The sequence below is a fragment of the Microcella putealis genome, from assembly GCF_004216575.1.
Lineage (GTDB): Bacteria > Actinomycetota > Actinomycetes > Actinomycetales > Microbacteriaceae > Microcella > Microcella putealis.
The window spans coordinates 310,720-333,730 of the sequence record NZ_SGWW01000001.1 but is presented as its reverse complement, the minus strand read 5'-3'; the positions used below and the strand labels follow the sequence as shown (position 1 = coordinate 333,730).

18 protein-coding genes are annotated in these 23,011 nt (G+C 69.8%); 12 read left to right on the top strand and 6 right to left on the bottom strand.

Annotated elements, in window-relative coordinates:
* Positions 1-13: 13 nt before the first annotated feature.
* Positions 14-1,477: a M20/M25/M40 family metallo-hydrolase gene (locus EV141_RS01645; protein WP_241968936.1), complete on the bottom strand. Its 1,464-nt coding sequence runs from the start codon at positions 1,475-1,477 to the stop codon at positions 14-16.
* Here EV141_RS01645 and EV141_RS12210 point away from each other — a divergent pair.
* From EV141_RS12210 to EV141_RS01625, 4 genes are all read left to right on the top strand, one after another.
* Positions 1,476-3,281, top strand: a complete 1,806-nt coding sequence (locus EV141_RS12210) for a DUF2207 domain-containing protein (protein WP_157985476.1) — start codon at positions 1,476-1,478, stop codon at positions 3,279-3,281. The genes EV141_RS01645 and EV141_RS12210 overlap by 2 nt on opposite strands.
* Before the next feature lie 85 nt (positions 3,282-3,366).
* Entirely contained in the window at positions 3,367-4,245 is an 879-nt protein-coding gene (locus EV141_RS01635; RefSeq protein ID WP_311768259.1) for an ABC transporter substrate-binding protein, read from the top strand.
* Positions 4,245-5,105 carry an amino acid ABC transporter permease gene (locus tag EV141_RS01630; RefSeq protein WP_130484229.1) on the top strand — a complete coding sequence of 287 codons (861 nt, stop codon included), beginning with the start codon at positions 4,245-4,247 and terminating at the stop codon, positions 5,103-5,105. The genes EV141_RS01635 and EV141_RS01630 overlap by 1 nt, the downstream gene beginning before the upstream one ends.
* Positions 5,102-5,848 carry an amino acid ABC transporter ATP-binding protein gene (locus EV141_RS01625; RefSeq protein WP_130484228.1) on the top strand — a complete coding sequence of 249 codons (747 nt, stop codon included), beginning with the start codon at positions 5,102-5,104 and terminating at the stop codon, positions 5,846-5,848. The genes EV141_RS01630 and EV141_RS01625 overlap by 4 nt, the downstream gene beginning before the upstream one ends.
* A gap of 97 nt (positions 5,849-5,945) precedes the next feature.
* Here EV141_RS01625 and mmuM read toward each other — a convergent pair whose 3' ends face one another.
* The gene (gene mmuM / locus EV141_RS01620; RefSeq protein WP_130484227.1) at positions 5,946-6,827 is read right to left on the bottom strand and encodes a homocysteine S-methyltransferase; all 882 of its coding nucleotides are present in this window, start codon (positions 6,825-6,827) and stop codon (positions 5,946-5,948) included.
* A 229-nt stretch (positions 6,828-7,056) separates the two neighbouring features.
* On the opposite strand from mmuM, the gene EV141_RS01615 reads away from it, so the two are divergent.
* Positions 7,057-9,186 carry a DEAD/DEAH box helicase gene (locus EV141_RS01615; protein WP_130484226.1) on the top strand — a complete coding sequence of 710 codons (2,130 nt, stop codon included), beginning with the start codon at positions 7,057-7,059 and terminating at the stop codon, positions 9,184-9,186.
* A gap of 1,037 nt (positions 9,187-10,223) precedes the next feature.
* Here the strand turns inward: EV141_RS01615 and EV141_RS01610 are convergent.
* Positions 10,224-11,531: a maltokinase N-terminal cap-like domain-containing protein gene (locus EV141_RS01610; protein WP_130484225.1), complete on the bottom strand. Its 1,308-nt coding sequence runs from the start codon at positions 11,529-11,531 to the stop codon at positions 10,224-10,226.
* A gap of 78 nt (positions 11,532-11,609) precedes the next feature.
* Positions 11,610-12,515 (bottom strand): aminotransferase class IV, encoded by a 906-nt coding sequence (locus EV141_RS01605; RefSeq protein ID WP_130484224.1) that lies wholly within the window; start codon positions 12,513-12,515, stop codon positions 11,610-11,612.
* Between the two features lie 135 nt (positions 12,516-12,650).
* On the opposite strand from EV141_RS01605, the gene EV141_RS01600 reads away from it, so the two are divergent.
* From EV141_RS01600 to EV141_RS01585, 4 genes are all read left to right on the top strand, one after another.
* A complete protein-coding gene (locus EV141_RS01600) occupies positions 12,651-13,709 on the top strand; it encodes a 2-keto-3-deoxygluconate permease (protein WP_130484223.1) in 1,059 nt (352 codons plus the stop codon).
* Between the two features lie 99 nt (positions 13,710-13,808).
* Positions 13,809-15,035, top strand: a complete 1,227-nt coding sequence (locus EV141_RS01595; RefSeq protein WP_130484222.1) for a four-carbon acid sugar kinase family protein — start codon at positions 13,809-13,811, stop codon at positions 15,033-15,035.
* Positions 15,032-16,081 (top strand): 4-hydroxythreonine-4-phosphate dehydrogenase PdxA, encoded by a 1,050-nt coding sequence (pdxA, locus tag EV141_RS01590; protein WP_130484221.1) that lies wholly within the window; start codon positions 15,032-15,034, stop codon positions 16,079-16,081. Before EV141_RS01595 ends, pdxA begins: the two co-directional genes overlap by 4 nt.
* 36 nt (positions 16,082-16,117) lie before the next feature.
* Entirely contained in the window at positions 16,118-16,963 is an 846-nt protein-coding gene (locus EV141_RS01585; protein WP_130484220.1) for a GntR family transcriptional regulator, read from the top strand.
* Here EV141_RS01585 and EV141_RS01580 read toward each other — a convergent pair.
* The gene (locus EV141_RS01580; RefSeq protein ID WP_130484219.1) at positions 16,927-17,625 is read right to left on the bottom strand and encodes a Pr6Pr family membrane protein; all 699 of its coding nucleotides are present in this window, start codon (positions 17,623-17,625) and stop codon (positions 16,927-16,929) included. The two genes, EV141_RS01585 and EV141_RS01580, sit on opposite strands and share 37 nt — an antisense overlap.
* 84 nt (positions 17,626-17,709) lie before the next feature.
* Here EV141_RS01580 and EV141_RS01575 point away from each other — a divergent pair, with 84 nt between their 5' ends.
* From EV141_RS01575 to EV141_RS01565, 3 genes are all read left to right on the top strand, one after another.
* On the top strand, positions 17,710-18,210 hold the full coding sequence (locus EV141_RS01575) for an 8-oxo-dGTP diphosphatase (RefSeq protein ID WP_130484218.1): 501 nt from the start codon (positions 17,710-17,712) through the stop codon (positions 18,208-18,210).
* A 50-nt stretch (positions 18,211-18,260) separates the two neighbouring features.
* The gene (locus tag EV141_RS01570) at positions 18,261-19,193 is read left to right on the top strand and encodes an aldo/keto reductase (RefSeq protein ID WP_130484217.1); all 933 of its coding nucleotides are present in this window, start codon (positions 18,261-18,263) and stop codon (positions 19,191-19,193) included.
* Between the two features lie 124 nt (positions 19,194-19,317).
* Positions 19,318-20,838 carry a hypothetical protein gene (locus EV141_RS01565; RefSeq protein WP_130484216.1) on the top strand — a complete coding sequence of 507 codons (1,521 nt, stop codon included), beginning with the start codon at positions 19,318-19,320 and terminating at the stop codon, positions 20,836-20,838.
* Here the strand turns inward: EV141_RS01565 and EV141_RS01560 are convergent.
* A complete protein-coding gene (locus EV141_RS01560) occupies positions 20,747-22,990 on the bottom strand; it encodes a S9 family peptidase (RefSeq protein ID WP_375880258.1) in 2,244 nt (747 codons plus the stop codon). The two genes, EV141_RS01565 and EV141_RS01560, sit on opposite strands and share 92 nt — an antisense overlap.
* Between the last annotated feature and the right edge of the window lie 21 nt (positions 22,991-23,011).

Below are 23,011 nucleotides of genomic sequence, written 5' to 3'. Positions count from 1 at the left end.
GCCGCGCGTCGTGTCAACGCTGACGGACCAGCGCCTCGTAGACGCGCACGCCCTCGAGGTACGCGGAGAGGCGAATGCGCTCGTCTTTCGCGTGCAGACAAGCGCGCTCGGCCGCCGACATCCGAAACGGCGCGAACCGGTAGACGTGATCGCTGATCGTGGTGAAGAAGCGGCTGTCGCTCGCCTGCATCATGACGTACGGGGTGACCAGCAGATTCGGATGCACGTCACGCACCGCCTGAACGATCGCGTCCCAGCCGGCACCGGAAGCGGGTGACACGGGCGAGGGTTCGCTCGGTTCGAGCACGTCGATCTCAACGGCCTCATCGCGGATGGCGCTGCGCACCTCGTCGACCGCCTCGGCGACGCTCGTCCCCGGCGCGATGCGCATGTTGATCGTGGCTTCGGCCCGCTCGGGCAGCGCGTTCGCGGCGTGCCCGGCCCGCAGCTCGGTGACCGCCCGCGTGGTGCGCACCAGCGCCCGGGTCTCGGCGCTCGTGCGCAGGAAGACGCGCACGAGCAGCGGGGCAAAGAGGCCCGCTCGGGTGAAGACGCTGCGCAGCGGCTGGCGGGCTCGCGCGCCGAGGGTCGCGATCATTGTGCGCGTCGTGGGGTCGAGCCGGGCGCGCGCGGGTCGACGGTTGAGGCGCAGCAACGCCCGCGCGAGGCGCTCGGTGGCGGCGAGCGGCGGGGGGCTCGCGGCGTGCCCACCCTGGTGCTCGACGACGAGCCGCAGCGTCGTGATGCCCTTCTCGGTGACGCCGACGACGGCGTACGGTTCGTCGACGCCCGGGAAGGCGCCCGAGACGATCGCCCCACCCTCGTCGAGCACGAGGCTCGGGCGAATGCCGCGCGAACGCAGCAGCGCGACGACCGCCTGCGCGCCGCGGCCGGTGACCTCCTCGTCGTCGCCGAGGCTGACGAGCACGTCGCGCTGGGGGGTGAAGCCGGCCGCGATCAGGCGGTCGATCGCCTCGAAAATGGCGGCCGCGCATCCTTTGTCGTCGATCGTGCCGCGACCCCACATGACGGCGTCGTCGCCGCCGTCCGGTCCGCTGTTGGTGATGACGGCGGCGAACGGTGGGTGGGTCCAGCCGTCGTCGGTGGCGGGCACCACGTCGTAGTGCGCCATGAGCACGGTGGGGGTGGTTGCGCCGTCGGGGTCGCTTCCCGGCCAGCAGTACAGCAGGGCCGCCTCGCCCACCCGCTCGCGGGTGAGCTGCTCGTGCACGCGCGGATACAGGGTCGGCAGGGCCTCAATGAAGCGCTCGAATGGTTCGGGGTCGCGGCGCGGGCCCGGGCCGTCGGGGTGCCGCGAGATCGTCGGGATCCGCACGAGTGCGGCCAGGCGCTCGACGGCGCGAGCGTCCACGTCGATATGGGCTGCAGCCGCACCGGCAGCCGCCGAGTGCCGGGCCGCGACTGCGTCATTCGACCCCTCGTCGAACGCGCCCGATGCCGATACCGTCGAGGTCATGCGCCCCATGGTTGCACTCGTCGCCGCAGTCGGTGCAGTGCTCATCGGCGTGGCCGCCCCGCTGGGCGCGGCACCCGGCAGCGCCCCGGCAGCCCACGCGAACGTCGACAACTTCACCTTCGACTCGTTTGACGTCGAGTACACGCTCGATCGCGACGCCGAGGGCCGCGCCACCCTCACCACGGTCGAGACGCTCGTGGCGCGCTTTCCCGAGTTCGACCAGAACCGCGGCATTCGACGCACGCTGCCGGCGAGCTACCAGGGCAGGCCCACCGGCCTTGAGGTGATCAGCGTCACCGATGAGTCGGGCACACCGCGGCCGTTCGAGGTCGAGTCGAGCGATTCGGTGACGAGCGTGGTGTCCGCGGTTCCCGAGGGCCAGTTCGTGCGTGGCGTGCAGACGTACGTGATCACCTACACGCAGCGCGACACGGTCGATGCCTTCACGAGCACGAACGCCGAAGAGTCCTACTGGAACCTCAACGGCACCGACTGGGCCCAGCCCTTCGGCTCTGTCACGGGCACGGTGCAACTGGGCGAGGGGCTCGCCGACGCGCTGACCGGCGGTGCCTTCTGCTATCAGGGCGTCGCCGGCTCGACCGAGCGCTGCGACATCGCGATCGACGGCGACGTGGTCACCGTCTCGTCCACGCGCGCCCTGGGGCCGTACGAAAATGTCACGGTCGCGATCGGCTTCACGCCGGGCACCTTCACCCTGTACGACCGCTCGCCGACGGCGAGCATCTTCTTCTGGATGCTCATGGCCGCCGTCCTGTCGGCCCTCGTCGTCGTCGCGCGCGCCCTGTGGCTGCGCGTCACCCGCTTCCGCGACGCACCCGGCCGGCCCGTCATCGTGGCCGAGTACGTCCCCCCTGAGGGGGTGGATCTTGTCGAGGCGGCGCTCTTGCTGCACCGGCGCAAACGCGCGATCGCGAGCGAGATCATCGACCTTGCCGTGCAGGGGCGCATCCGCATCGTCGAACAGGACACCGGCCGCGGTCGTTCGAGCTGGCGGCTCGAACTCGTCTCGATTCTCGGGGCGAGCGACTACGAGCTGCGTCTCATGCAGTTCTTCTTCGGCGTGACGCTCGAGCCCGGGTCGACGCACATGCTCTCGGCTCAGTCGACGACGCTCAACACGACGCTGGCGCGGTGGCTGAGCGAGGTGTCCGGAGACATTGAGCGGAAGCGTCACTGGCGCCGAACGGTGCCGGCGCGCCACGCCGTGTTGCTGTCGATCGGCGGTTTCGCCGCGGCGGGCGCCTCCTTCGTGTTCTGGGTCGACCTGACAGAAGAAGGCCGCGATCCCGGCTGGGCGTTCATCGGGGTCGCCCTGTGTGTCGTCGCGGCGATCGTGACGACGGGCGTCTTGAGTAGGCGGCCGCTCACCGTCGCGGGGGCCGAGATTCATGACCACCTCGAGGGCCTCGACGAGTACATCCAATTGGCCGAGGCCGATCGCATGCGCGTGCTGCAATCGCCCGAGGGGGCCCTGCGCGAACCCGTCGACGTCACCGATCGCTCGCAGCGGCTGCGCCTGACGGAACGCCTGCTGCCCTGGGCTGTGTTGTTCGGTCACGAGAAGGAGTGGGCCGAGCAGCTCGGCACCTTCTACCCCGAGGGGGATTCACCGAGTTGGTACCGGGGCACGCGCCCGTTCTCGGCCGCGGCGTTCGCGGCGGGAGTCGGCTCGGTGTCGTCGACGATGTCGTCGAGTTACTCGGGCACCAGCTCGTCGGGCGGCTCGTCGGGCGGCGGTTCCTCCGGCGGCGGCGGGGGTGGCGGAGGGGGCGGCGGCGTCTAGCGCGCGCCGCTGCGGGCCTTGTCGCGGTCGCTGGCGTAACAAATCGACCCGCGAGCGGCGCGAAGCGGGGCGGGCGGTTCACAATGTGTTCACCCATTCACCGCACCTGGAGGCCATCGTGACCCCGCGCATCCGTCGTTCTGCTCTTGCCGTTCTCGCCGCATCCGCGCTGCTCATGGCCGGATGCGCGTCGCCCGCCTCGGAGGACGGCGCCGCTGATGACGCCGCCAGCGGTTACGTGACCGAGGGAAAGCTCACGATCGCCACCGGAGAGCCGGCGTACTTCCCCTACGTCATCGATGACACCCCCGAGAGCGGCGAAGGCTTCGAGGCGGCCGTCGCCTACGCCGTCGCCGAGGAGCTGGGCTTCGCCGCCGACGACGTCGAGTGGGTGCGCACGAGCTTCGAGGCGGCCATTCAGCCCGGCCCCAAGACCTTCGACGTCAACCTGCAGCAGTACACCATCACCGAAGAGCGCGCCGAGAACGTCGACTTCTCGAGCCCGTACTACGCGACGCCGCAGGCCGTGGTGACCCTCGAGTCGTCGGCGGCCGCCTCGGCCGGATCCCTCGCCGAGCTCGAAGACTTCCTGATCGGCGCCGCGACCGGCACGACCAGCTTCACCGCGATCGAGCAGCAGATCGCCCCGGCAGCCGGTGCCCAGGCGTTCAACACCAACGACGACGCCGTGCTCGCCCTGCAGAACGGCCAGGTCGATGCGATCGTCGTCGACCTGCCGACGGCGTTCTTCCTCACCGGCGTGGTGCTCGACGGGGGAGTGCTGCTCGGGCAGTTGCCCGCCGACGCCGGCATCAGCGACGAGTGGGGCCTCGTGCTCGCCAAAGACAGCCCGCTGACCGACGAGGTAACGGCCGCGGTCGACCGCCTGCGTGACAGCGGCCGCCTTGCCGAGATCGCCGACGAGTGGCTCGGCGCTGACGCGGGCGCGCCTATCCTGCCGTAGTGCCCGCCGCATCCCGTCGACCGCCCGTCAGCGCGGTCGAGCTCGACCGGCGCGCATACCGCCGGCAGCAGAACACCCGCTCGGTGCTCGTGTCGCTGATCTCGACGATTGTGTTCGCGGTTGTCGTGTGGCTGACCGTCATCAACACGCCCGGCTGGTCGCGCGTGCAACAGAGCTTCTTCGATATCGAGACGGCGATCGAGGCCTGGCCGCGGGTGATCGCCGGCCTGTGGGTCAACGTGCAGGTGCTGTTCTTCGCCGTCATCGGTGTGCTCGTGCTGAGCGTGCTCATCGCAACGGTGCGCACGCTGCGGGGCCCCGTGTGGTTTCCGCTGCGCGCCCTCGCCGCCGCCTACACCGATCTGTTCCGCGGCATCCCGCTGATCATCGTGCTGTTCCTCGTCGGCTTCGGCCTTCCGGGGCTCGAACTGTTCCCCCGCAACTCGGCGCAGTTCTGGGGCACGATCGCGCTCATCCTGACCTACTCGGCGTACGTCAGCGAGGTGTTCCGGGCCGGCATTGAGGCCGTGCACCCCTCGCAGCGCCTCGCGGCCCGGTCGCTCGGGCTGAACCACGGCCAGACCATGCGCATCGTCGTGCTGCCCCAGGCGGTGCGCAAGGTCACCCCGGCCCTCATGAACGACTTCGTCGCCATGCAGAAAGACGTCGGGCTGATCTCGGTGCTCGGCGTCGTCGACGCGGTGCGGGCCGCTCAGATCGAGACGGCCGCCAACTTCAACTTCACGCCGTACGTGCTCGCCGGCTTGCTGTTCGTTCTGCTCGCGCTGCCGATGATCCGCCTCACCGACTGGTACACCGCGCGGCTGCGCGCGCGCGAGCAGATCGGCACGCTCGTATGACCGCGGGCCCCGTGCTGCGCCTCGACGGGGTGCGCAAGCGCTTCGGCGACACCGAGGTGCTCGGCGGCGTCGACCTCACGGTCGGCGAGCACGACGTCGTCGCGCTGATTGGGGCGAGCGGCTCCGGCAAGTCGACCCTCCTGCGGTGCATCACCCTGCTCGAGCGCATCGACGACGGGCAGATCTGGCTGCGCGAGACCGACATCAGCGATCCTCGGGTGCCGGCCGACCGCATCCGCGCCCGCATCGGCACCGTGTTTCAGCAGTTCAATCTGTTTCCGCACATCCGCGTGATCGACAACGTGACGCTCGCCTCGCGCAAGGTGTTGAAGGTGCCGCGCGCCGCTGCGGAGGCGCGCGCCCTCGAGCTGCTCGACAGGGTGGGGCTCGCCGACAAGGCGCGCGAGTACCCCGACCGGCTGTCGGGCGGTCAGCAGCAGCGCGTCGCCATCGTGCGCGCGATCGCGACGAACCCCGAACTGCTGCTGCTCGACGAGATCACCTCGGCCCTCGACCCCGAGCTCGTCGCCGAAGTGCTCGACCTCGTGCGCGACCTCTCGACCGAGGGAACGACGATCGTGATGGCGACGCACGAGATGGCGTTCGCGCGCGACGTCGCCGACCGGGTCGTGTTTCTCGACGGGGGAGTGATCGTCGAAGAGGGGCCGGCCGCCGAGGTGTTCCAGCGGCCGCGCGAAGAGCGCACGCGGGCGTTCCTCTCGCGCTTCCTCGGCCCGAGTTAAAGGCCTCGGCGGGGCTCGCCTCCCTGTTGGGCGCCGGGCGCCTGCTTCGTGCTGCTGTTCAGTGCGCCTGCCCAGTGGACCAGCTCAGTGCACCCGCTCAGCGCAGCGCGGCCGCGATCGCCGCAATCTCGCGCGGGCCGACCCGGCAGCAGCCGCCGATGATCGACGCTCCCGCCTCGCGCCAGCGCGTCACCTGCGCGGCGTCGAAACCGGGGTCGCCCTCCCAACGGCGAGTCACGCGGTTCCAGTGCTCGCCACTGTTCGGGTAGACCACGATCGGCTTGTCGGTCACGGTGCGGGCCGCCCGGATCGCCCCGTCGACCTCGTCGGGGTGCGAGCAGTTGATGCCGACGGCGACGACCTCGTCGACCCGGTCGGCGTCGGCGAAGGCTTCGGCCAGGTCACCGCCCGTGCGCAGGCGCCCGTCTGCCACGGTGAACGACAGCCACGCCGTCGCGCCCGAACCCTTCAGCAGCTCGAGCAGCGCGAGTGACTCGTCGCGCGACGGAATCGTCTCGATCGCGAGCAGATCGGCACCCGAGCTGGCGAGCTCCGCGAAGCGGCGCTCGTGCCATGCCGAAAGACCTGCACGGTCGAGCTCGTAGTCGCCGCGGTATTCCGATCCGTCGGCGCGGGCTGCGCCGTACGGTCCGATTGAAGCGGCGACCACACCGCCCGGGCGCTCGTCGTCTCGGGCGCGCGCGGCCAGCGCGACGCTCTCGGCGAGGAGCGCGGTCGTGAGCTCGTCAGAATGACCGGCCGCGTGCATCCCCGAATAGGAGAGTTGGTAGGAGGCCGTGATGGCGACCTCGGCCCCGGCGGCGAAGTAGTCGCGGTGGGCGGCGACGATCGCGTCGGGGGCGTCGCGCAGCAGTCTCGCGCTCCACAGTTCACCGCTGAGGTCGTGCCCGGTCTGCTCGAGGTGACTGCCGAGTCCGCCATCGAGCACGACGGGGGTGGTGGGGTCGAAAAGGGCCACGACACCATGGTGCAGCAGGCGGCGTCGCGTCGCGCGCCGAGACGCCACGATTCGTCACGATCGGCCGCCGGTGCACTAGACTGGGTTGCGCACGACAGGTCACCAGCCGTTCTCGGCCGGGTCAGACCCCGCGTGCATCTCGCCCCGGCGGCACCGCGGGGCGACGCGTCACCCTCGCGGTCGGGCAGTCACGCCGCGAGACGTTACCTGTCAGCACCCGAGGAGGGTCATGGCCCAGACCGGCCAGCGCAGCAAGCAGAATTCCCGCGGAACGGCCGGGCGTCGTCGCCGACGGCCGCTCGACGAAGAGGGCATCATCCCGATCCTCGCGCGCGCCGTGCGCGAGGTCGAGAACGCGGCCGGCCGCGGCAAGGTAAGCCCCTCGAACCGCACGAAGTTCCAGGTCGCCGCGCTGCTCGTGCGCGAAGAGCGCGCCCGGGTCAAGGACGACCACGAGGTGCCCGACTCCGAGCGGGCCGAGGTGCTGAAGCGCCTGGACGGCCTTGCCGGCATCATGGCAAAGACGGCCGCGCGCGACACCTCGCTCATCGCGCTGCTGGCTCCTGAGGCGAAGGTGTCGGACGCCGCGAAGGCGCTGCGTCGTGACATGTTGCTCGCCTCGGGTGCCGAGCTGGAGCCCGACGAACTGCTGATCGTGTCCGAGCCCATTCAGCTGGCGCCGGAGGCGGCGAAGCAGGTTGTTCCGCCGAGCGTCAAGCAGGCGCAGCTGGCGAACCCCTTCCTCGCCCCCGATCTGTCGGCGCTGACCCCGCCGCCGAAGCCCAGTTCGACGCGGCTCGCCAACTGGGAGCTGATCGAGCCGCTGTTCCGTTCGTTCGAGTACGGTGCCGGCGGCCAGGCCGCGACGATGGAGCTGCCCGAGGCGGCCTCGCTCGCGACGCCCGGTGGCCTCCCGCTGATGCGCCACCAGGCGCGCCTCATCGAGTCGGTGCGTGCCGGCCACCGCAGCTTCCTGCTCGCCGACGAGCCGGGTCTCGGAAAGACGGCGCAGGCACTTATGGCGGCGAACGTCGCTAAGGCCTTCCCGCTGCTCGTGGTGGTGCCGAACGTCGTCAAGACCAACTGGGCCCGCGAGGTGGAACGCTGGATTCCGCAGCGCACCGCGACGGTCGTGCACGGCGACGGCGACACCCTCGATGCGTTCGCCGACGTGATCATCGTCAACTACGAGATCCTCGACCGACACGTCGGCTGGCTCGGCCGCTTCGGCTTCAAGGGCATGGTCGTTGACGAGGCGCACTTCATCAAGAACGCCACCTCGCAGCGCTCGCGTCACGTGCAGTCGCTCGCCGCGAACATCCGCGTGCTGCACCCGAAGGCGCTCATGATGGCGCTCACCGGAACTCCGCTGATCAACCAGATCGAAGACTTCCGCATGATCTGGAAGTTCCTCGGCTGGATCGACGACAAGAAGCCACTCGGAGAGCTGATGAACCGCCTCGAGTCGACCGGGCTGACGCCCGCTGACCAAGGATTCTTCGCCGAGGCTCGCAAGTCGGTCATCGACATGGGCATCGTGCGGCGCAAGAAGGTGGATGTCGCGGCCGACATTCCGGCACGCCGCATCGCCGACATTCCGGTCGAGTTGGACGACGAGTTCGGGCGGTCGATTCGGGCGAGCGAGCGCGCGCTCGTGGCGCGCCTGGTCGCGCGCTACCGTCGCGCGGCCGAGAACCGCGAGGTCCCGCCCGTGGGGGTCGACGCCGAGCTCGTGCGGCTCGTCGCCGCTGCCGAGCTGGAGGAGTCGCGGCAGTCATCGTCGGGCGACAACGTCTTCACGATGGTGCGCCAGATCGGTACCGCGAAGGCGGTGCTGGCGGCCGACTACACGGCCCAGCTGGCGCGCAACGTCGGCAAGGTCGTCTTCTTTGCCAAGCACATCGATGTCATGGATGCTGCCGAGCAGCATTTCGCGCAGGCGGGCCTCCGCGCGGTCAGCGTTCGCGGTGACCAGTCTCCGAAGGCGCGCCAGGAGGCGATCGACGCGTTCACGAACGACGAGGACGTGGCCGTCATCGTGTGTTCGTTGACCGCGGCGGGTGTGGGCCTCAACCTGCAGGCCGCGTCGAACGTGGTGCTGGCGGAGCTGTCGTGGACCTCGGCTGAGCAGACGCAGGCGATCGACCGCGTGCACCGCATCGGCCAGGACATGCCGGTGACGGCGTGGCGCATCCTGGCCGCGCAGACCATCGACGCGCGCATCGCCGACCTGATCGATGCGAAGGCGGGCCTCGCGGCGCGCGCGCTCGACGGTTCGGACGAGGAGGTCGCGGCCGAGGGCACGGTGCAGCTGCAGGCGCTCATCTCGCTGCTCACCGACGCGCTCAGCGGCAAGTAGGCCGCGCCGCGAAGCTGGCGGTCGGGCACGGTCCGCGGTTCAGTCGAGCCAACCGGGTGACGCTGTTCGACGCACTCGTGAGTAGGTGAGTCGGTAGCGGGGTTCGTGAGTGCGGTCGCATCGCGATGCGTGCCGGGCTGCCGTGTGGGTACTTGCAACGATCTGACGTGGGTGGCCGCGCCGTGGCTGGTCTGCGTGTTCGGGCAGTGTCTCCCAGTGGAGGACGACGGGCACTGTTGAGCGGGCGCTGAGTGGCCGGCTCGGGATCGGCGAGTTGACGGGCACGCACACGTGGAGGGGCAGGGTGAGTGAACTGTCGGCGCGATAGATGTCGTCCCCGAATTCGATCGCTGAGTGGCAGCTCAGCACGCCGCCCCACGCCCACGCCTGAATGACGGGTGCCGCGAGCTGGGGGTGCGCGTACCAGCCCCGACGCACGCGGCGAAGTGACCCGTAATCGTGCGCGAGGCGAAGGTCCTGAGCGCTGAGGCCATGTGCGCGCAGTTCCGCGGCAGAGGCAATGCCACCCAGCTCATACAGAAGCTGCGCGATGCTGGCCGGGCTCCACATGCGGCGATCATCGCCGATATTCACCAAGCCGGTGCGCGCCACCGCTGCCCGGGGGAAACCTTTTCGCTCTTCGCCACGCGTGAGGAGGGCGGTCGCTGACTGCCACCACTCTCGCCGCCACGTCTGCCACGCCCGCCACGAGATGTCATCCCACCGCCGCCACGAGAACTCATGCCACTCGCCACGAGAACTCATCCCACCCTCGCTGACGCTACTGCGGTGTAGGAATCCCTACACCGGAGTAGGCAATGCAGCATGAGCGAATCATCTCGCGGCGCCCTCATCCCGCGCGTTGTCAGCGAGCTGCGCGAGGTGCGGAGCCTGCGAGGCCGGCGCAACCGGCGCAACCGGCGCGATCAGTTGGCGTGCGCGACCCGCGCAACGTTCGTTCGCTTACGTGACCAGTGCGACCAGCGCGACCAGCGCGACCAGTGCGCGCTCACGCGACCGGCGCGATGAGGGCGCGCTTACGCGACCTGCGCGACCAGCGCGCGCACCGCATCCATCGGGATGGGCAACCATGCCGGGCGGTTGCGCGCCTCGTACATGGCCTCGTAGACGGCCTTGTCGAGCTCGAAGGCGTCGAGCAGCGCGCGGTAGTCGTCGAGGATTGACCCCGATTCGGCGACGTACGCGTCGAGGAACGCCTCGCGGACGCGACGCGACCAGGCGCGATCGACGGCGGCACGCGCATCCTCGTCGGGGGCCGTGTTGAGGCGTGCCCCCGTGACGTAGTCGAACGAGCGCAGCATGCCGGCGACGTCGCGCAGCGGCGAATCGACCCGCGTGCGCTCGTCGAGGGGGCGCAACGGCTCGCCCTCAAAGTCGACGACGACCCACTCTCCGCCCGAGCGGTGCAGCACCTGACCCAGGTGGTAGTCGCCGTGCACGCGCTGTAGGGCCGGCCAGGGGGCATCCTGGGCGCGGTCGTACACCGCCTCGATGGCGGGGCGCAGGGCGCGTAAGGCCGGCACATCCGAGCTGGCGACCGCCAGCCGCTGATGCCAGCCGGCGACGAAGCCCACGATGTCGCCCAGCGTCGCGGGGCGCACCGGCAACGCCTCGGCGAGACCCTGGTGGATGCGCGCCGTCACCTGCCCGAGCGCCGCAGCCTCCGCGACAAAGGGGTCACCGGCCGCGGCGCGCTCCAGCGCCAGCTCCCAGCCGTCGACGACGTCGCGCATGAACTCCTGCGCGAACGCGAGGTGACCCGAAAACGAGCGACTCGGCTCGTGCGGGTCATCCCAGAAGCCGGTGACCGAGCCGAGCATGCGTGGCACCTGCCGGTAGCCGCGCGAGGTCAAGGCCGAGGGCAGGGTGACGTCGGGGTTCTCGCCGGCGTGAACCAGCCGAAAAACTTTGGCCACGACCGGCGCCTCGCCGCCGCGATCGAAAATGATCGAGGTGTTCGACTGCTCGCCTCCGTGCACGCGCGCGGTGCGATCCTGACGGTGCACGTGCATCCGACGCAGCAGGGCGGTCGTGTACGCGGGGTCGTGCGCGCCGTCGAACAGGTACTCGCCGTCAGCGTTCTTGCCGATCAGGGCGGGGCCCGCACCCTTCGGCACGGTCTGCCGCACCACGACGGGCACGTGGTAGAGCGAGGGAGGGTTGTTCGCGAGGTCGCGCACGATGAACACGATGACGCGGGCGTCTGGATCCTCCGACGGCCACTGCTCGCGGGTGACCTCGACGAGGTTCGGCACGCGACCCTTGCCGGCGTACCAACGCTGGCGTGTCATCCAGTCGGTGAGACACTCCATCGTGCTGTCCATGCGTTCGACCCTATCGCCGGGTCTTTCTCACATGGGCAGAGATTCTGCGTGTCTGCACAGGGTCACCTCGCCCGAGAGTTAGGCGCGACGCCCCCGCAGGAACGCATTCATGCGCTCGCTCAGCTCAGCGTCGACCGTGAGCGGTGCGCCATCGACCGCCCGAATCGGTGCGGCGTGGCGCACGCTCGACACGAGCCACGCGGCGTCCGCTGACGCGAGCTCGGATGCCCGCATCGGCTCGATCGCGGGCGTCAGCCCCCACAGGGGCGCCGCCTCGAACAGGTCGGCCTGCGTCGTGCCGGCGAGGATACCGAGGGACGGCGGGGGAGTGATGAGCCGCTGGCCCTGCCGGACGATGAGCGTCGAGGTCGGGCCCTCGAGCAGCAGCCCGTCGCTCGAGACGAAGACAACGTCATCGGCACCCCGCCGGGCGGCCTCGCGCTGCGCCGCACGGTTCACCGCGTACGAGAGGGTCTTCGCGCCAGCGAGCAGCCACGGGCTCGACTGGGCGATGTCGCTGCGCAGCCCCCGGTCGAGCGCGACCACGCGCACGCCCACGGTGCGGGCCGCCGTGAAGTCGGGCGATTCGGTCGCGTAGACCCAGCCGGTCGGCGCCGTGCCCTCGGGGGCGCTGCCCGACGCGGACGGACCCGCCTCGACGCCGCGTGTGAGGGCCGTCTTCAGCCACGCCTCGTCAACATCGGCGAAGTGGGCCGAGACCGCAAAGATCGCGTCACGCCAGACGGCGAGGCTCGGCTCGGGCAGGTCGAGGGCGCGCGCTGAGGCGACAAAGCGCTCCAGGTGCCGCTCGAGCGCTTGCGGGTTGCCGTTCGCCACGCTGAACGTCTCGAAGATGCCGTCGCCGCGCACCGGGCCGGCGTCGAGCACGCTGATGTGCGGGCGCGTCGCGTCGACCTGTTGAAAGCCGACGGCGACGCCATCAGGCCGGTGCGTGATGAGGGCGAGGTGCTCGGGCGCGGTCATGGTCTGATCATTCCAGCGCGCCGCCGTAGCCGCTTGACATGTCTATGGATCTGCTGCAAAGGTATGACTCAATGTACGGACATAGGGGTCCGAATGGCGTACCCCCCGACCCACCCCAAAGGAGACGGATTCACCATGGCAGCTGAATCCCGCGTTCGCGTTCCGTTGTTCGACGGAATGAATCGAGTTCCGGGCGGACTCATGCTCATCCCGCTCATCCTCGGCTCGATCTTCGGCACGTTTTTCTCGCCGGCGCTCGAGATCGGAAGCTTCACGACGGCGCTGTTCCAGAACAGCGCTCTTCCCCTGATTGCTCTGCTCATCTTCGCGACCGGCACGCAGGTCTCGGTGCGCAATACCGGTCCCGTGCTGGCGCACGCAGGCGTGATCCTGCTCACGAAGTCGCTGATCCCGGCCGGCATCGTGATCGCGCTCGGCATGATCGTCGGTCTCGACGGCATTCTCGGAGTGTCGATCCTGGCGCTGCTCGTCGCCGTCGACAACAGCAACGGCGGTCTGTGGCTGGCGTTTACGGGCAAGTACGGCGACAGCCGCGACCGCGGCGCCTACATGGCCTCGGCGGTCAACGACGGGCCGTTCCTGTCCCTGCTCTTCCTCGGAGTTTCGGGCCTTGCCTCGATTCCGACCCTGGCGCTTGTCGCTGCGATCATCCCGTTCGTGCTCGGCATGATCGTCGGCAACCTCGACCCCAAGTGGAAGAGCATCCTCGTTCCCGTGCCGAACATCGTGATCCCGTTCTTCGCCTTCGCGCTCGGAACCGGCATCAACCTCGGCAACGTGGTGACCGGTGGCGTGCAGGGCATCGTGGTCGGCCTGATCGTGGCACCGTTCACCGGGTTCCTCGTGTACCTCGGTTACCGGTACATCCTGCGCCGCGGCATCAAGAGCGGACTCGGCTTCGCGGCCGGAACCACGGCGGGTAACGCGATCGCGACGCCCGCGATCGTCGGCGGCATCGACCCCACGTTCGCGCCGTATGTCGAGGTGGCGACCGCGCAGGTCGCCGCATCGGTTCTGATCACGGCGATTCTCGCGCCGCTGATCGCGGCGTTCGTGCTCAAGCGGCACGGCGCGCTGAACTCGCCGGATGATGAGGTGGTGGCCGAGGTTGGTGACGCGTCATCTGCTGACGAGGCCGAGCAGGCTAAGGAGGCCGACGGTCCGCGCCTCTAGCGCACGAGACCTCTGCGATAGCGATCCCGTGCGGGACGTGCGCCTTCGGGTGGCGCACGTCCCGCGCCCTCACCCCTGATCATCGGAAGGACCACCGACATGACCTCGTCGATCCACATCGGGATCGTCGCCGACGACCTCACCGGTGCGAACGACACCGCCGTGCAATTCGGCACGCGCGGGTGGGATGCGCGCATCGCCCTTGACGAGGACGCGACGCTCACCGGACAGGTCGTTGCGGTCAGTTCGGATGCGCGCCCCCTCGCGGAGGGGCCGGCTGCGGCCGCTACCGAGGCCGCAATCGAGCGGCTGAACCCCACTCGCCTCTACCTCAAGATCGATTCGACGGCCCGAGGCAGCATCGCGGCACAGGTGACGGGTGCTTTGGGTGCCTGGCAGCGGCGGTACCCCGATGCGGTCGCCGTGGTGTGCCCTGCGTATCCGGCGATGGCACGCACGGTCGAGGCCGGAGAGGTGCGCGTGGCGGGCATTCCCGTGCACCGCACCGCCATCGGAACCGACCCGGTGACGCCGGTCACCGAGAGCTCACTGGTGGCGCGCATCCCGAATGCGCGATCAGCGACCATTGACGAAGTCGGGAGCGCTGCTCCCGGTGAGATTCTCGTTCTTGACGCGCGCAGCCCCGCGCAACTCGATCAATTCGCCATTCGCCTCGCCGAGCTCGGTGAGCGCGTCATCGTTGTGGGCTCAGCCGGGTTTGCCGAATCGCTGGCCCGGCATCTGCCCGGCGACCGCGATGTCGTGGATGCGCCGCGACCCTCCGGTCGCAGCGTGATTCTGCTGTCGTCGCTGAACCCCGTCTCACACGCCCAGGCCGATGCGCTCACATCGTTCGCGCCCGACCAGGTGCGCGTCGTGACTCCCTCGGGTGCCGACCTTGGCGGCACGACGCCCCAGGCTGAGGGCGATGGCGGGGTTCCGCCCGCCCCAATCACTCTCATCCGCACCCCGCAGGATCGCGTTGCCGAGGGAGACGGTTCGGCCGCTGCCGCGGTGGCGGATGCCCTTGCCGCGGTCACCGTTTCGATTATTGAGCGCGAGCACCCTGCCGTCGTCGGACTCGTCGGTGGCGACGGTGCACGCGCTGTCTTACGACGGCTGGGAGCCGTTGCACTCGCCGTGCTCGACGCGGCGGTTGAGGGCGCCCCGCTCATGACGATTGTGGGCGGCCCGCACGACGGACTCCCCGTTTGGACGAAGGCAGGCGGCTTCGGTGAGCCTGACGCACTGCTGCGCATTCTCGAACACACCGGCGCGCTCGCAGCGCCCACCGCATCCCCGTCCGTGAAGGAGGACACCCCGTGAGCCGTACGACCCCTCGCCTTGCCGTCACCCTCGGTGACGCTGCCGGAATCGGCCCCGAGATCATCGCGAGGGCGCTGCTATCGCACCCCGAGCTGCGCGCAAAACTGGCGCCGATCGTGGTGGGCGACGTCGGTGTGTTGCGCCGAGGCGTCGAGACCGTGGGGCTCGACCCGGATGCGGTCGTCACGATCGCTCACCCCGATGACGCGACGAACGACCCGACGCTGATCGAGGTGCTGCAAACCGGACCCGACCTGTCGGATGTTCCGCTCGGCGAGCTCTCAGCGGCCGCGGGGGACGGGGCATACCGCTTTGTTGTCGAGGCCTGCCGGCTCGCCAAGGAGGGTTCCGTTGACGCGATCGTCACGCCCCCGCTCAATAAGGCGGCGATGCACCTCGGCGGGCACGCCTTCCCCGGCCACACCGAGCTGCTGGCCCACGAGTTTGGGGTGAAGAACTATTCGCTCGTTCTCTCAGCGGGCGCGTTGTCGATCTTCCACCTCACGACCCACGTCTCGTTGAGCGACGCCATCGCCGGCATCACCCCCGAGCGCGTGGACGGCGTCTTGAGCCTCGTGCACGCCTACGCGAGCGCCAGTGGTCGGGAATCGGAGCCCATCGGGGTCGCTGGCCTTAACCCGCACGCCGGCGAGAACGGGCTGTTCGGTCACCAAGACGATGAGATCCTGCGGCCCGCGGTTGAGCGTGCGGTCGCGGCGGGAATTCCCGCCCACGGTCCGATCGCGGCGGATGCACTGATTCCGCAGGCGGTTCGTGGCAAGTGGAACTTCGTGGTCGCGTGCTACCACGACCAGGGACACGCGCCCTTCAAGGCGGTGTACGGCGACGACGGCGTGAACATCACCGTCGGCCTGCCCGTGGTGCGCGTCTCTGTCGACCACGGAACAGCGTTCGATATCGCCGGACAGGGGATCGCCCGGGAGGGCTCGCTCGTCCTCGCGCTGGAGCGCGCGGCGGAGCTTGCGCCGGGATGGGACCAGGTCTGGCAGGCGGCACAAGCGAGTGCCGACGCGCTGCAGGCCTGACCGGCGTCGGAGAGCGCCCTTCCGTAGGCTGACCGCATGACGGAGGCCGCCCACTCGACGCGCCCGACCTCGCGGGGTCTCGACCCTCAGTCGCGCGAGCCCTTACACGCGCAACTCGCGCGCTATCTGCGCGATCAGATTCGCGACCGCGATTTGTTGCCCGGCGAGGTGTTGCCGACCGAGGCCCATCTACAAGAGAAGTACGGGGTCTCGCGCTCCGTCGCACGTCAGGCGATGGCCACTCTCGTCACCGAGGGGTTGGTCGTGCGCGGCCGCGGCCGCGGCTCGGTGGTCGCCCCCGAGCGGCAGCGGCACCGCATCGTGAATGACTCGTCGGGGCTGTACGCGCAAATGCGCGAGGCGGGCTCGGAGCTCCGCACCGACATCCTCTCGATGAGCACGGAGGTGGCGCCGAGGCCTATCCCCGAATTGGGAGGGCAACTCGCCGTGCGGCTCGAGCGGCTCAGGTCACTCGACGGGACACCGACCGCGTTTATCCGCACGTGGTTGCCCACCGCGCTGGCGGGCGAGCTGACGGCCGATGATCTGCGTGACGCCTCGCTGCACGCCGTTCTGAGCGATCGATTCGGGTTGCGCATTGCGGGCGGCCGGCGCACCGTGCGCGCGGTCGCCGCCGACCTCACCCTTGCGGGGCTACTCGGCGTGCACACTGGCGCACCGCTCTTGCTGCTCGAAGGGGTCACCGAGTCGGAGGATGGCCGCTTCATCGAGCACTTCGCCACCTGGCACCGCGGGGATTTGATCGCGTTCGACCTTGACGCCCGACGTGGCATGTCGTCGGATGGCGCGTCTGACGCCCGTCTCGCCGAGGCCCGCGCCCTGATTCAGCGTGCGGCAGAGGTGCTCGACGACCGCGTCTGAACGTAGTTGATGACGACCGCGATGGCCGTCAAGCCGATGATGAACGCCGCGATCCCGACGACGTGGGCGACCACCCCGACCACGCCGTTCGGGCCGAAGGGCTCCAAGAACGGGTACGGGTACCAGCCGTCAGCAGCGCCGCGCAGCATCGTGACCCCCACCCAGATCAGCGGGTACGAGACGGCGAGCCACATGGCCGACCAGGCGATGCGCGCGCGACCGGAGGCGAGCATCCAATCGACGGCGATGTAGATGGGAATCCAGACGTGTAGCGCCTCGTTCGGCCACCACGGCCCCACGTACCCGTCGGAGTTCGGCACGTCGCGCAACAGCAGGTTGTACACGACGCCCGTCACGATCGCGTACGAGAAGACGGATGCGCGGATCGCCGTATACAGGCGCGTGTCGCGCTCGCTCCTCAGCGCCATGACGCCGCCGACCGCGAGCACGACGATGTTGATCATCGCCGTCTGGATCGTGAAGAACGCGAAGTACTCGGTCGGCTCGAAGCGGCCGACCGACACCTGGTCGGTGATCTGCGTGATGAGGGCGGCGAGCACCGTCGCGCTCGCCAGCAGCGAGACGACGCCGGCGATGCGCCGCAGGGTGGTCACGGGGGCGGGGGATGCGGTGCGCCCCTCGGGCGCGGACGTCACTGTCACGACGCTGAGGCTAGCAAGCGCGGGCCGGGCGAACGGGGCGCGCTGTGCGCGTGCACAGAAATTCGCGCCGCCTAGGCTTCGATCATGGCGATGTTCGACGTGGCGGTGGTCTACTTGACCCGCACAGTCGACGTCGCCGGGCGACCGCAGCGGCAGGTGTTGCTCGGCCGCAAGCTAACCGGCTTGGGCGTCGGGCGGCTCGTCGGGCCGGGCGGCAAGCTCGAGCCCGGGGAGTCGCCTCGCGAGGCCGCCGTGCGCGAGGTGGCGGAAGAGATCGGTGTGGTCGTCGAACCCGACGCGCTGGTGCCGATCGGCGAGATCGCCTACCCCTTCGTCGATGAGCCGCGCTGGTCGCAGTTCTCGCACGCCTACCGCTGCGACACTTTCGCGGGCGAGCCGACCGCGAGCGACGAACTCGCACCCGAGTGGTTCGATCTCGACGCGATACCGCTGGAGCGCATGTGGGCCGACGCCGCACTCTGGCTGCCGCGGGCGCTCGCGGGGGAGTTCGTGCGGGCAACGCTCGCCTTCGGCGCGGGCGATCGGGTCGTCAGCGTGCAGTGGGGCGTGGCCGCGCGGAGCTGAACAGTCAGCGCGCATCCCGCTCTCAGTCAGCCGGTCTACGGTTTCCCCTCGTGACGCTTTCTGACAACATCCAGAACCAGACTGCTTTCGGCCCGCTCGTGCTCGGCGGCAACGTGTTCGGCTGGACGGCCGACCGCGACGCGAGCTTCGCCGTCCTCGACGCCTTCGTCGAGGCGGGCGGCACGGCCATCGACACCGCCGACGTCTACTCCGAGTGGGCAGACGGCCACAGCGGCGGCGAGTCAGAGACCGTGCTCGGCGAGTGGCTCGCCGCGCGCCCGGGCATGCGCTCGACGATCAGCATCGCGACGAAGGTGTCGATGAAGAGCGATCGCAAGGGTCTCGCGCCCGAGAACATCCGCGCTGCCCTCGACGAGTCTCTCGAGCGACTGCAGACCGACTACATCGACCTCTACTACGCGCACCGCGACGACGACGCGGTGCCGCAAGACGAGGTGGTGACGGCCTTTGCCGAGCTCGTGGCCGACGGTCGCGTGCGACAGCTCGGGGCCTCGAACTTCACGGGTGAGCGTCTGCGCAGCGCGGTCACGGTCGCGGCCGCCCACGGTGTGGTCGGCTTCACCGTCGCCCAGGACGGCTACAACCTCGTGCGCCGCGACTACGAAACGGCGCTCGCCCCCACGGTCGCCGACCTGGGAATCGTGCAGCTGCCCTACGGCGCCCTGCAGGGCGGCTTTTTGACCGGCAAGTATCGGGCCGGCGGCGACGCGGTCGACTCGCCGCGCGCCGGCAACGCGACGAAGCTGCTCGACGACGAGCGGGCGATGCGCGTTCTTGAGGCGCTCACCGGCGTCGCGGATGCGCGCGGAGCATCCATGACCGCCGTCGCACTCGCCTGGTTGCGCCAGCAGCCCACGGTCGGCGCCCCGATCGCGAGCGCCCGCTCGACCGAGCAGCTGGCCGCACTCGTTGAGTCGTTCGATCTTGTGCTCACCGACGAGGAACTCGCCGCGCTCGCCTGAATGCGGATTTCGCACCCTTCACGGCGCTTTTCCGTTGTGAGCCTTACCCAGGACTGTCGATCTCGATAGTCGAGGGATACGCAACAGTGGAAATCGGTCGATGCCTCTGCATAGAGTCGAACCCATGTCACCGACGACCCGCCGCGCCCACAGTCGCGCCGCGGTGGGCCTCACCGCACTTCTTGCGCCGCTCGCGTTCGCCGCGACACCCGCGCTTGCCCTGCCCGGCTCCGATGACTTCGGGGTCTACGCGAACCCGGGCGATACTCTCACCGTCGAGTTTCCCTTCCGCGCCGACGGCGAGGAGTACGAGTGGGTCGTGCCTGCCGGCGTCACGGAGGTCACGGTCGAATTGGCCGCCGGGTCGGGCGCCAGCTACGAGATTCCTCCGGCTCTGTCGCCGGGCGGTGCCGGCGGATGGCTCACGGCGACCGTGCCCGTCGACCCTGGTGCGGCGCTGTCGCTTCTGGTGGGCGCAGCGGGCACGTTTGGCAGCGGCGCCGTCATCGGAGGACCGACTTTTGCCACCGAAACGATGCGGGGCGGCGGGGCGTCGGTTCTCGCGTCGGCGTCCGATGTGCTCGCGGTCGCCGGTGGTGGCGGTGCCGGCAGCCGATGCATCGACACGGCAATTCTCGCCGTCTGTGGCCCGGGTGGCGCGGGCGGCTTCTCGCTCGCGGCGGAGGGCGCCGACGGGATGGACGGCACGAGCGTGCAGCCGGCGCCGGGCTACTCCTTCGTCGGGTTCGGCGCGACCGCGACAGCACCCGGCGCGAGTGCGGACACCATTTCGTTCGTTACGGGCGATCTCGAGCTCGAGGACGTTCAGGTCGTGAGCCTCGGCGTGCCGCCCGGTGTGAACCCCGCCCGCGTTGATGCGTCGATCATTCGGCCCGGACTCGGCGCGGTTCCCGGGCTGTCGACCCTGGGAGGCGGTGGATCGGGCTACTACGGCGGCGGGCACGGTGCCGAAGCCGCCGGCACGACCCGTGGCGAACCCGCCGACGTCGTCCAGGTCGTGCTTGCGAGTGGTGGTGGGGGCGGTGGCTCTGGCTACCTGGTCGACGGCGCCGAGGTCGTCGAGCTGCGCGACAACGTGGGCGATGGCTTCGCGTCTATCACCTACACGGTGCCCGAACCTGATGTCGTCGATGCGCCCGCGCCGGCGATCGCGCTCGGCGCGACGAGCGTGCAGGCCGGCGCCTCGCTCACCCTGACGGGCTCAGGCTTCGACCCCGAGCGCGACTACCCGGTGATCCTTAACTCTGACCCGGTGCTGCTCGGCACCGCCACCACCGACGTCAGGGGTGCGTTCAGCGCCACGCTGCTCGTGCCGACGACGGTGCCGCCCGGCGAGCACGTCATTACGGTGGGCGATGCGAGCATCCCGATCACCGTGACGGCGGCCGATGCGCCGCTCGTCGCAGACGGCACCGGTGACGTCACCGCGTTCGCGGCTGCTCCCGAGCTGCCGCCGACCGGCGCCGACCCGCTCGCCGCGAGCATCCTGGGCGCTCTTGCTGTTGCCCTGTTGGCGACGGGCGCCGCCGCGATCAGGGCGTCGCGTCAGTCCCTCCATCACCGTCAGCCGTCCCCAGCGCGTCAGCCTTTCCCAGCACGTCGAGCAGCCACGCGAGTTCGATAGCGCGCTGGTTCCAGGCCGAGTAGCGGCCCGACACGCCGCCGTGCCCGGCCTCCATCTCGCAGCGCAGAATCGCGTCGGCCCCGACCTCGCGCAGTCGCGCCACCCACTTCGCCGGCTCGACGTAGAGCACGCGCGTGTCGTTCAGGCTCGTCACCGCGAGGATGCGCGGGTAGCGCTGATCGGTCACGTTCTCGTACGGCGCGTAGCTCTTGATGTAGTGGTACGCCTCGGCGTCGTCGAGCGGGTTGCCCCACTCGTCCCACTCGATGACCGTGAGCGGCAGCGACGGGTCGAGGATGCTCGTCAGCGGATCAACGAACGGCACGTCGGCAAGGATGCCGGCGAACAACTCGGGCGCCATGTTCGCGACGGCGCCCATCAGCAGGCCGCCCGCGCTGCCGCCCTCGGCGACCATGCGGTCGGGGGCCGTGACGCCGGTGTCGACGAGGTGCTGTGCGGCCGCGATGAAGTCGGTGAAGGTGTTCTTCTTGTGGCCGAACTTGCCCTTCTCGTACCAGTCGCGCCCGAGCTCGCCGCCGCCGCGCACGTGGGCGATGGCGAACACGACGCCGCGGTCGAGCAGCGACAGACGCGGGATCGAGAAGCCCGGGTCCATGCTTGCCTCGTACGAGCCGTAGCCGTACAGCTCGAGCGGGCTGAGCTCGGGGGGGCTGGGCTCGGGGCGGGCATCGTCGGAGGGGGCGAGGCCGTCGAGCGCGGGCACGAGCCCGCGCTTCCAGACGAGCGAGATCGGCACCCGTGTGCCGTCGGCCGCCGTTGCCCAGTCGCGCTTCTCGGCGTAGTCGGCCGAGGCGTACCCGCCGAGCACCGGCTGCCGCTTCAGGATCGTGTAGAAGCCCGCCGCCACATCGTAGGAGGCGACGGTCGCGGGCTCGATGAAGCTCGTGTAGCCGATGCGCAGGGTCGGCTGCCGCCACTCGGGGTTGCCGCAGGCGCCGATCGACAACAGGCCCTCGCCGCGCGCGGCGGTCGGGGGTGTGAGCTGCTGCCAGCGCAGGCCGTCGAGGCCCTCGCCGCCGTCGAGGCGGGCGACCGCGGTCTTCGGCAGGCCGTCCTTCCGGTAGTCGAACACGAGGAACCGCGCGAACGCGTCGACGCCCTCGACGCGGCGCCCCGGCTCGTGCGCAATCACCGTGACGGGGTTGGCCTGCGGGTCATCCACCGGCACAGCGACGACGGTGAAGTCGGGGGCGTTCTTGTTGTGCGTGATGAGCCACCAGTCGCGTCCGCCGATCACCGCGTGGTCGGCGTCGTACTCGACGCCCTGCTCGCGCGGCCAGAGAAGTTGAAACTCGCCCGTCGGGTTGGAGGCGTCGAGCACGCGCGTCTCGCTCGTCACCGATGAGGATGCGCCGATGACGAGATACCGCCCGCTGCGGGTGCGCCCCGCCCCGACCCAGTACGAGTCGTCGGGCTCGTGAAACACCTGCACGTCGGTGGCCGGCTCCGTGCCGACCTCGTGCCGCCACACGGTGTCGGGGCGCCACGAATCGTCGACGGTCGAGTAGAAGACGTACCGGCCCGATGAGTCAAAGAACGCGCCAGACGACGTCTCACGAATTTCGTCGGCCAGCTGCTCGCCGGTCTCGAGGTTGCGGATGCGCAGCGTGTAGCGCTCGTCGCCCTCAGTGTCGACGCCGAACAGCAGGAGGCGCCCGTCGTCAGAAATGTCGAACGTGCCGAGCGAGAAGAAGTCGTGCCCCTCGGCCTCGACGTTCGCGTCGAGGATCACCTGCTCGCCCTCGCGCGGCTGCGCGGGGTCTTTCAGCGGCGCCGGCGGAGTCCACGCCACGGGGTCGGTCGGGTCGGCCGGGTCGATGGGCCGCGCGGCCACGCGGCACTGGATGCCGTACTGCTGCCCCTCGACGGTGCGCCCGTAGTACCACCAGTCGCCCTCGCGTACGGGGATCCCCATGTCGGTCTCCTGCGTGCGCGAACGAATCTCGGCCACGATCTGCTCCCGCAGCGGCCCCAGGTGCTCCATCCGCGCATCCGCGTACGCGTTCTCGGCGCGCAGGTGCGCGAGAACGTCCTCGGATGTCTTGTCGCGCATCCATTCGTAGTGGTCGGTGACGGTGTCGCCGTGGTGTGTTCGGGTGACGTGGATGCGCTTGGCTGCCGGTGGGGGAATGCTCACCCTCAAAGCGTAGGC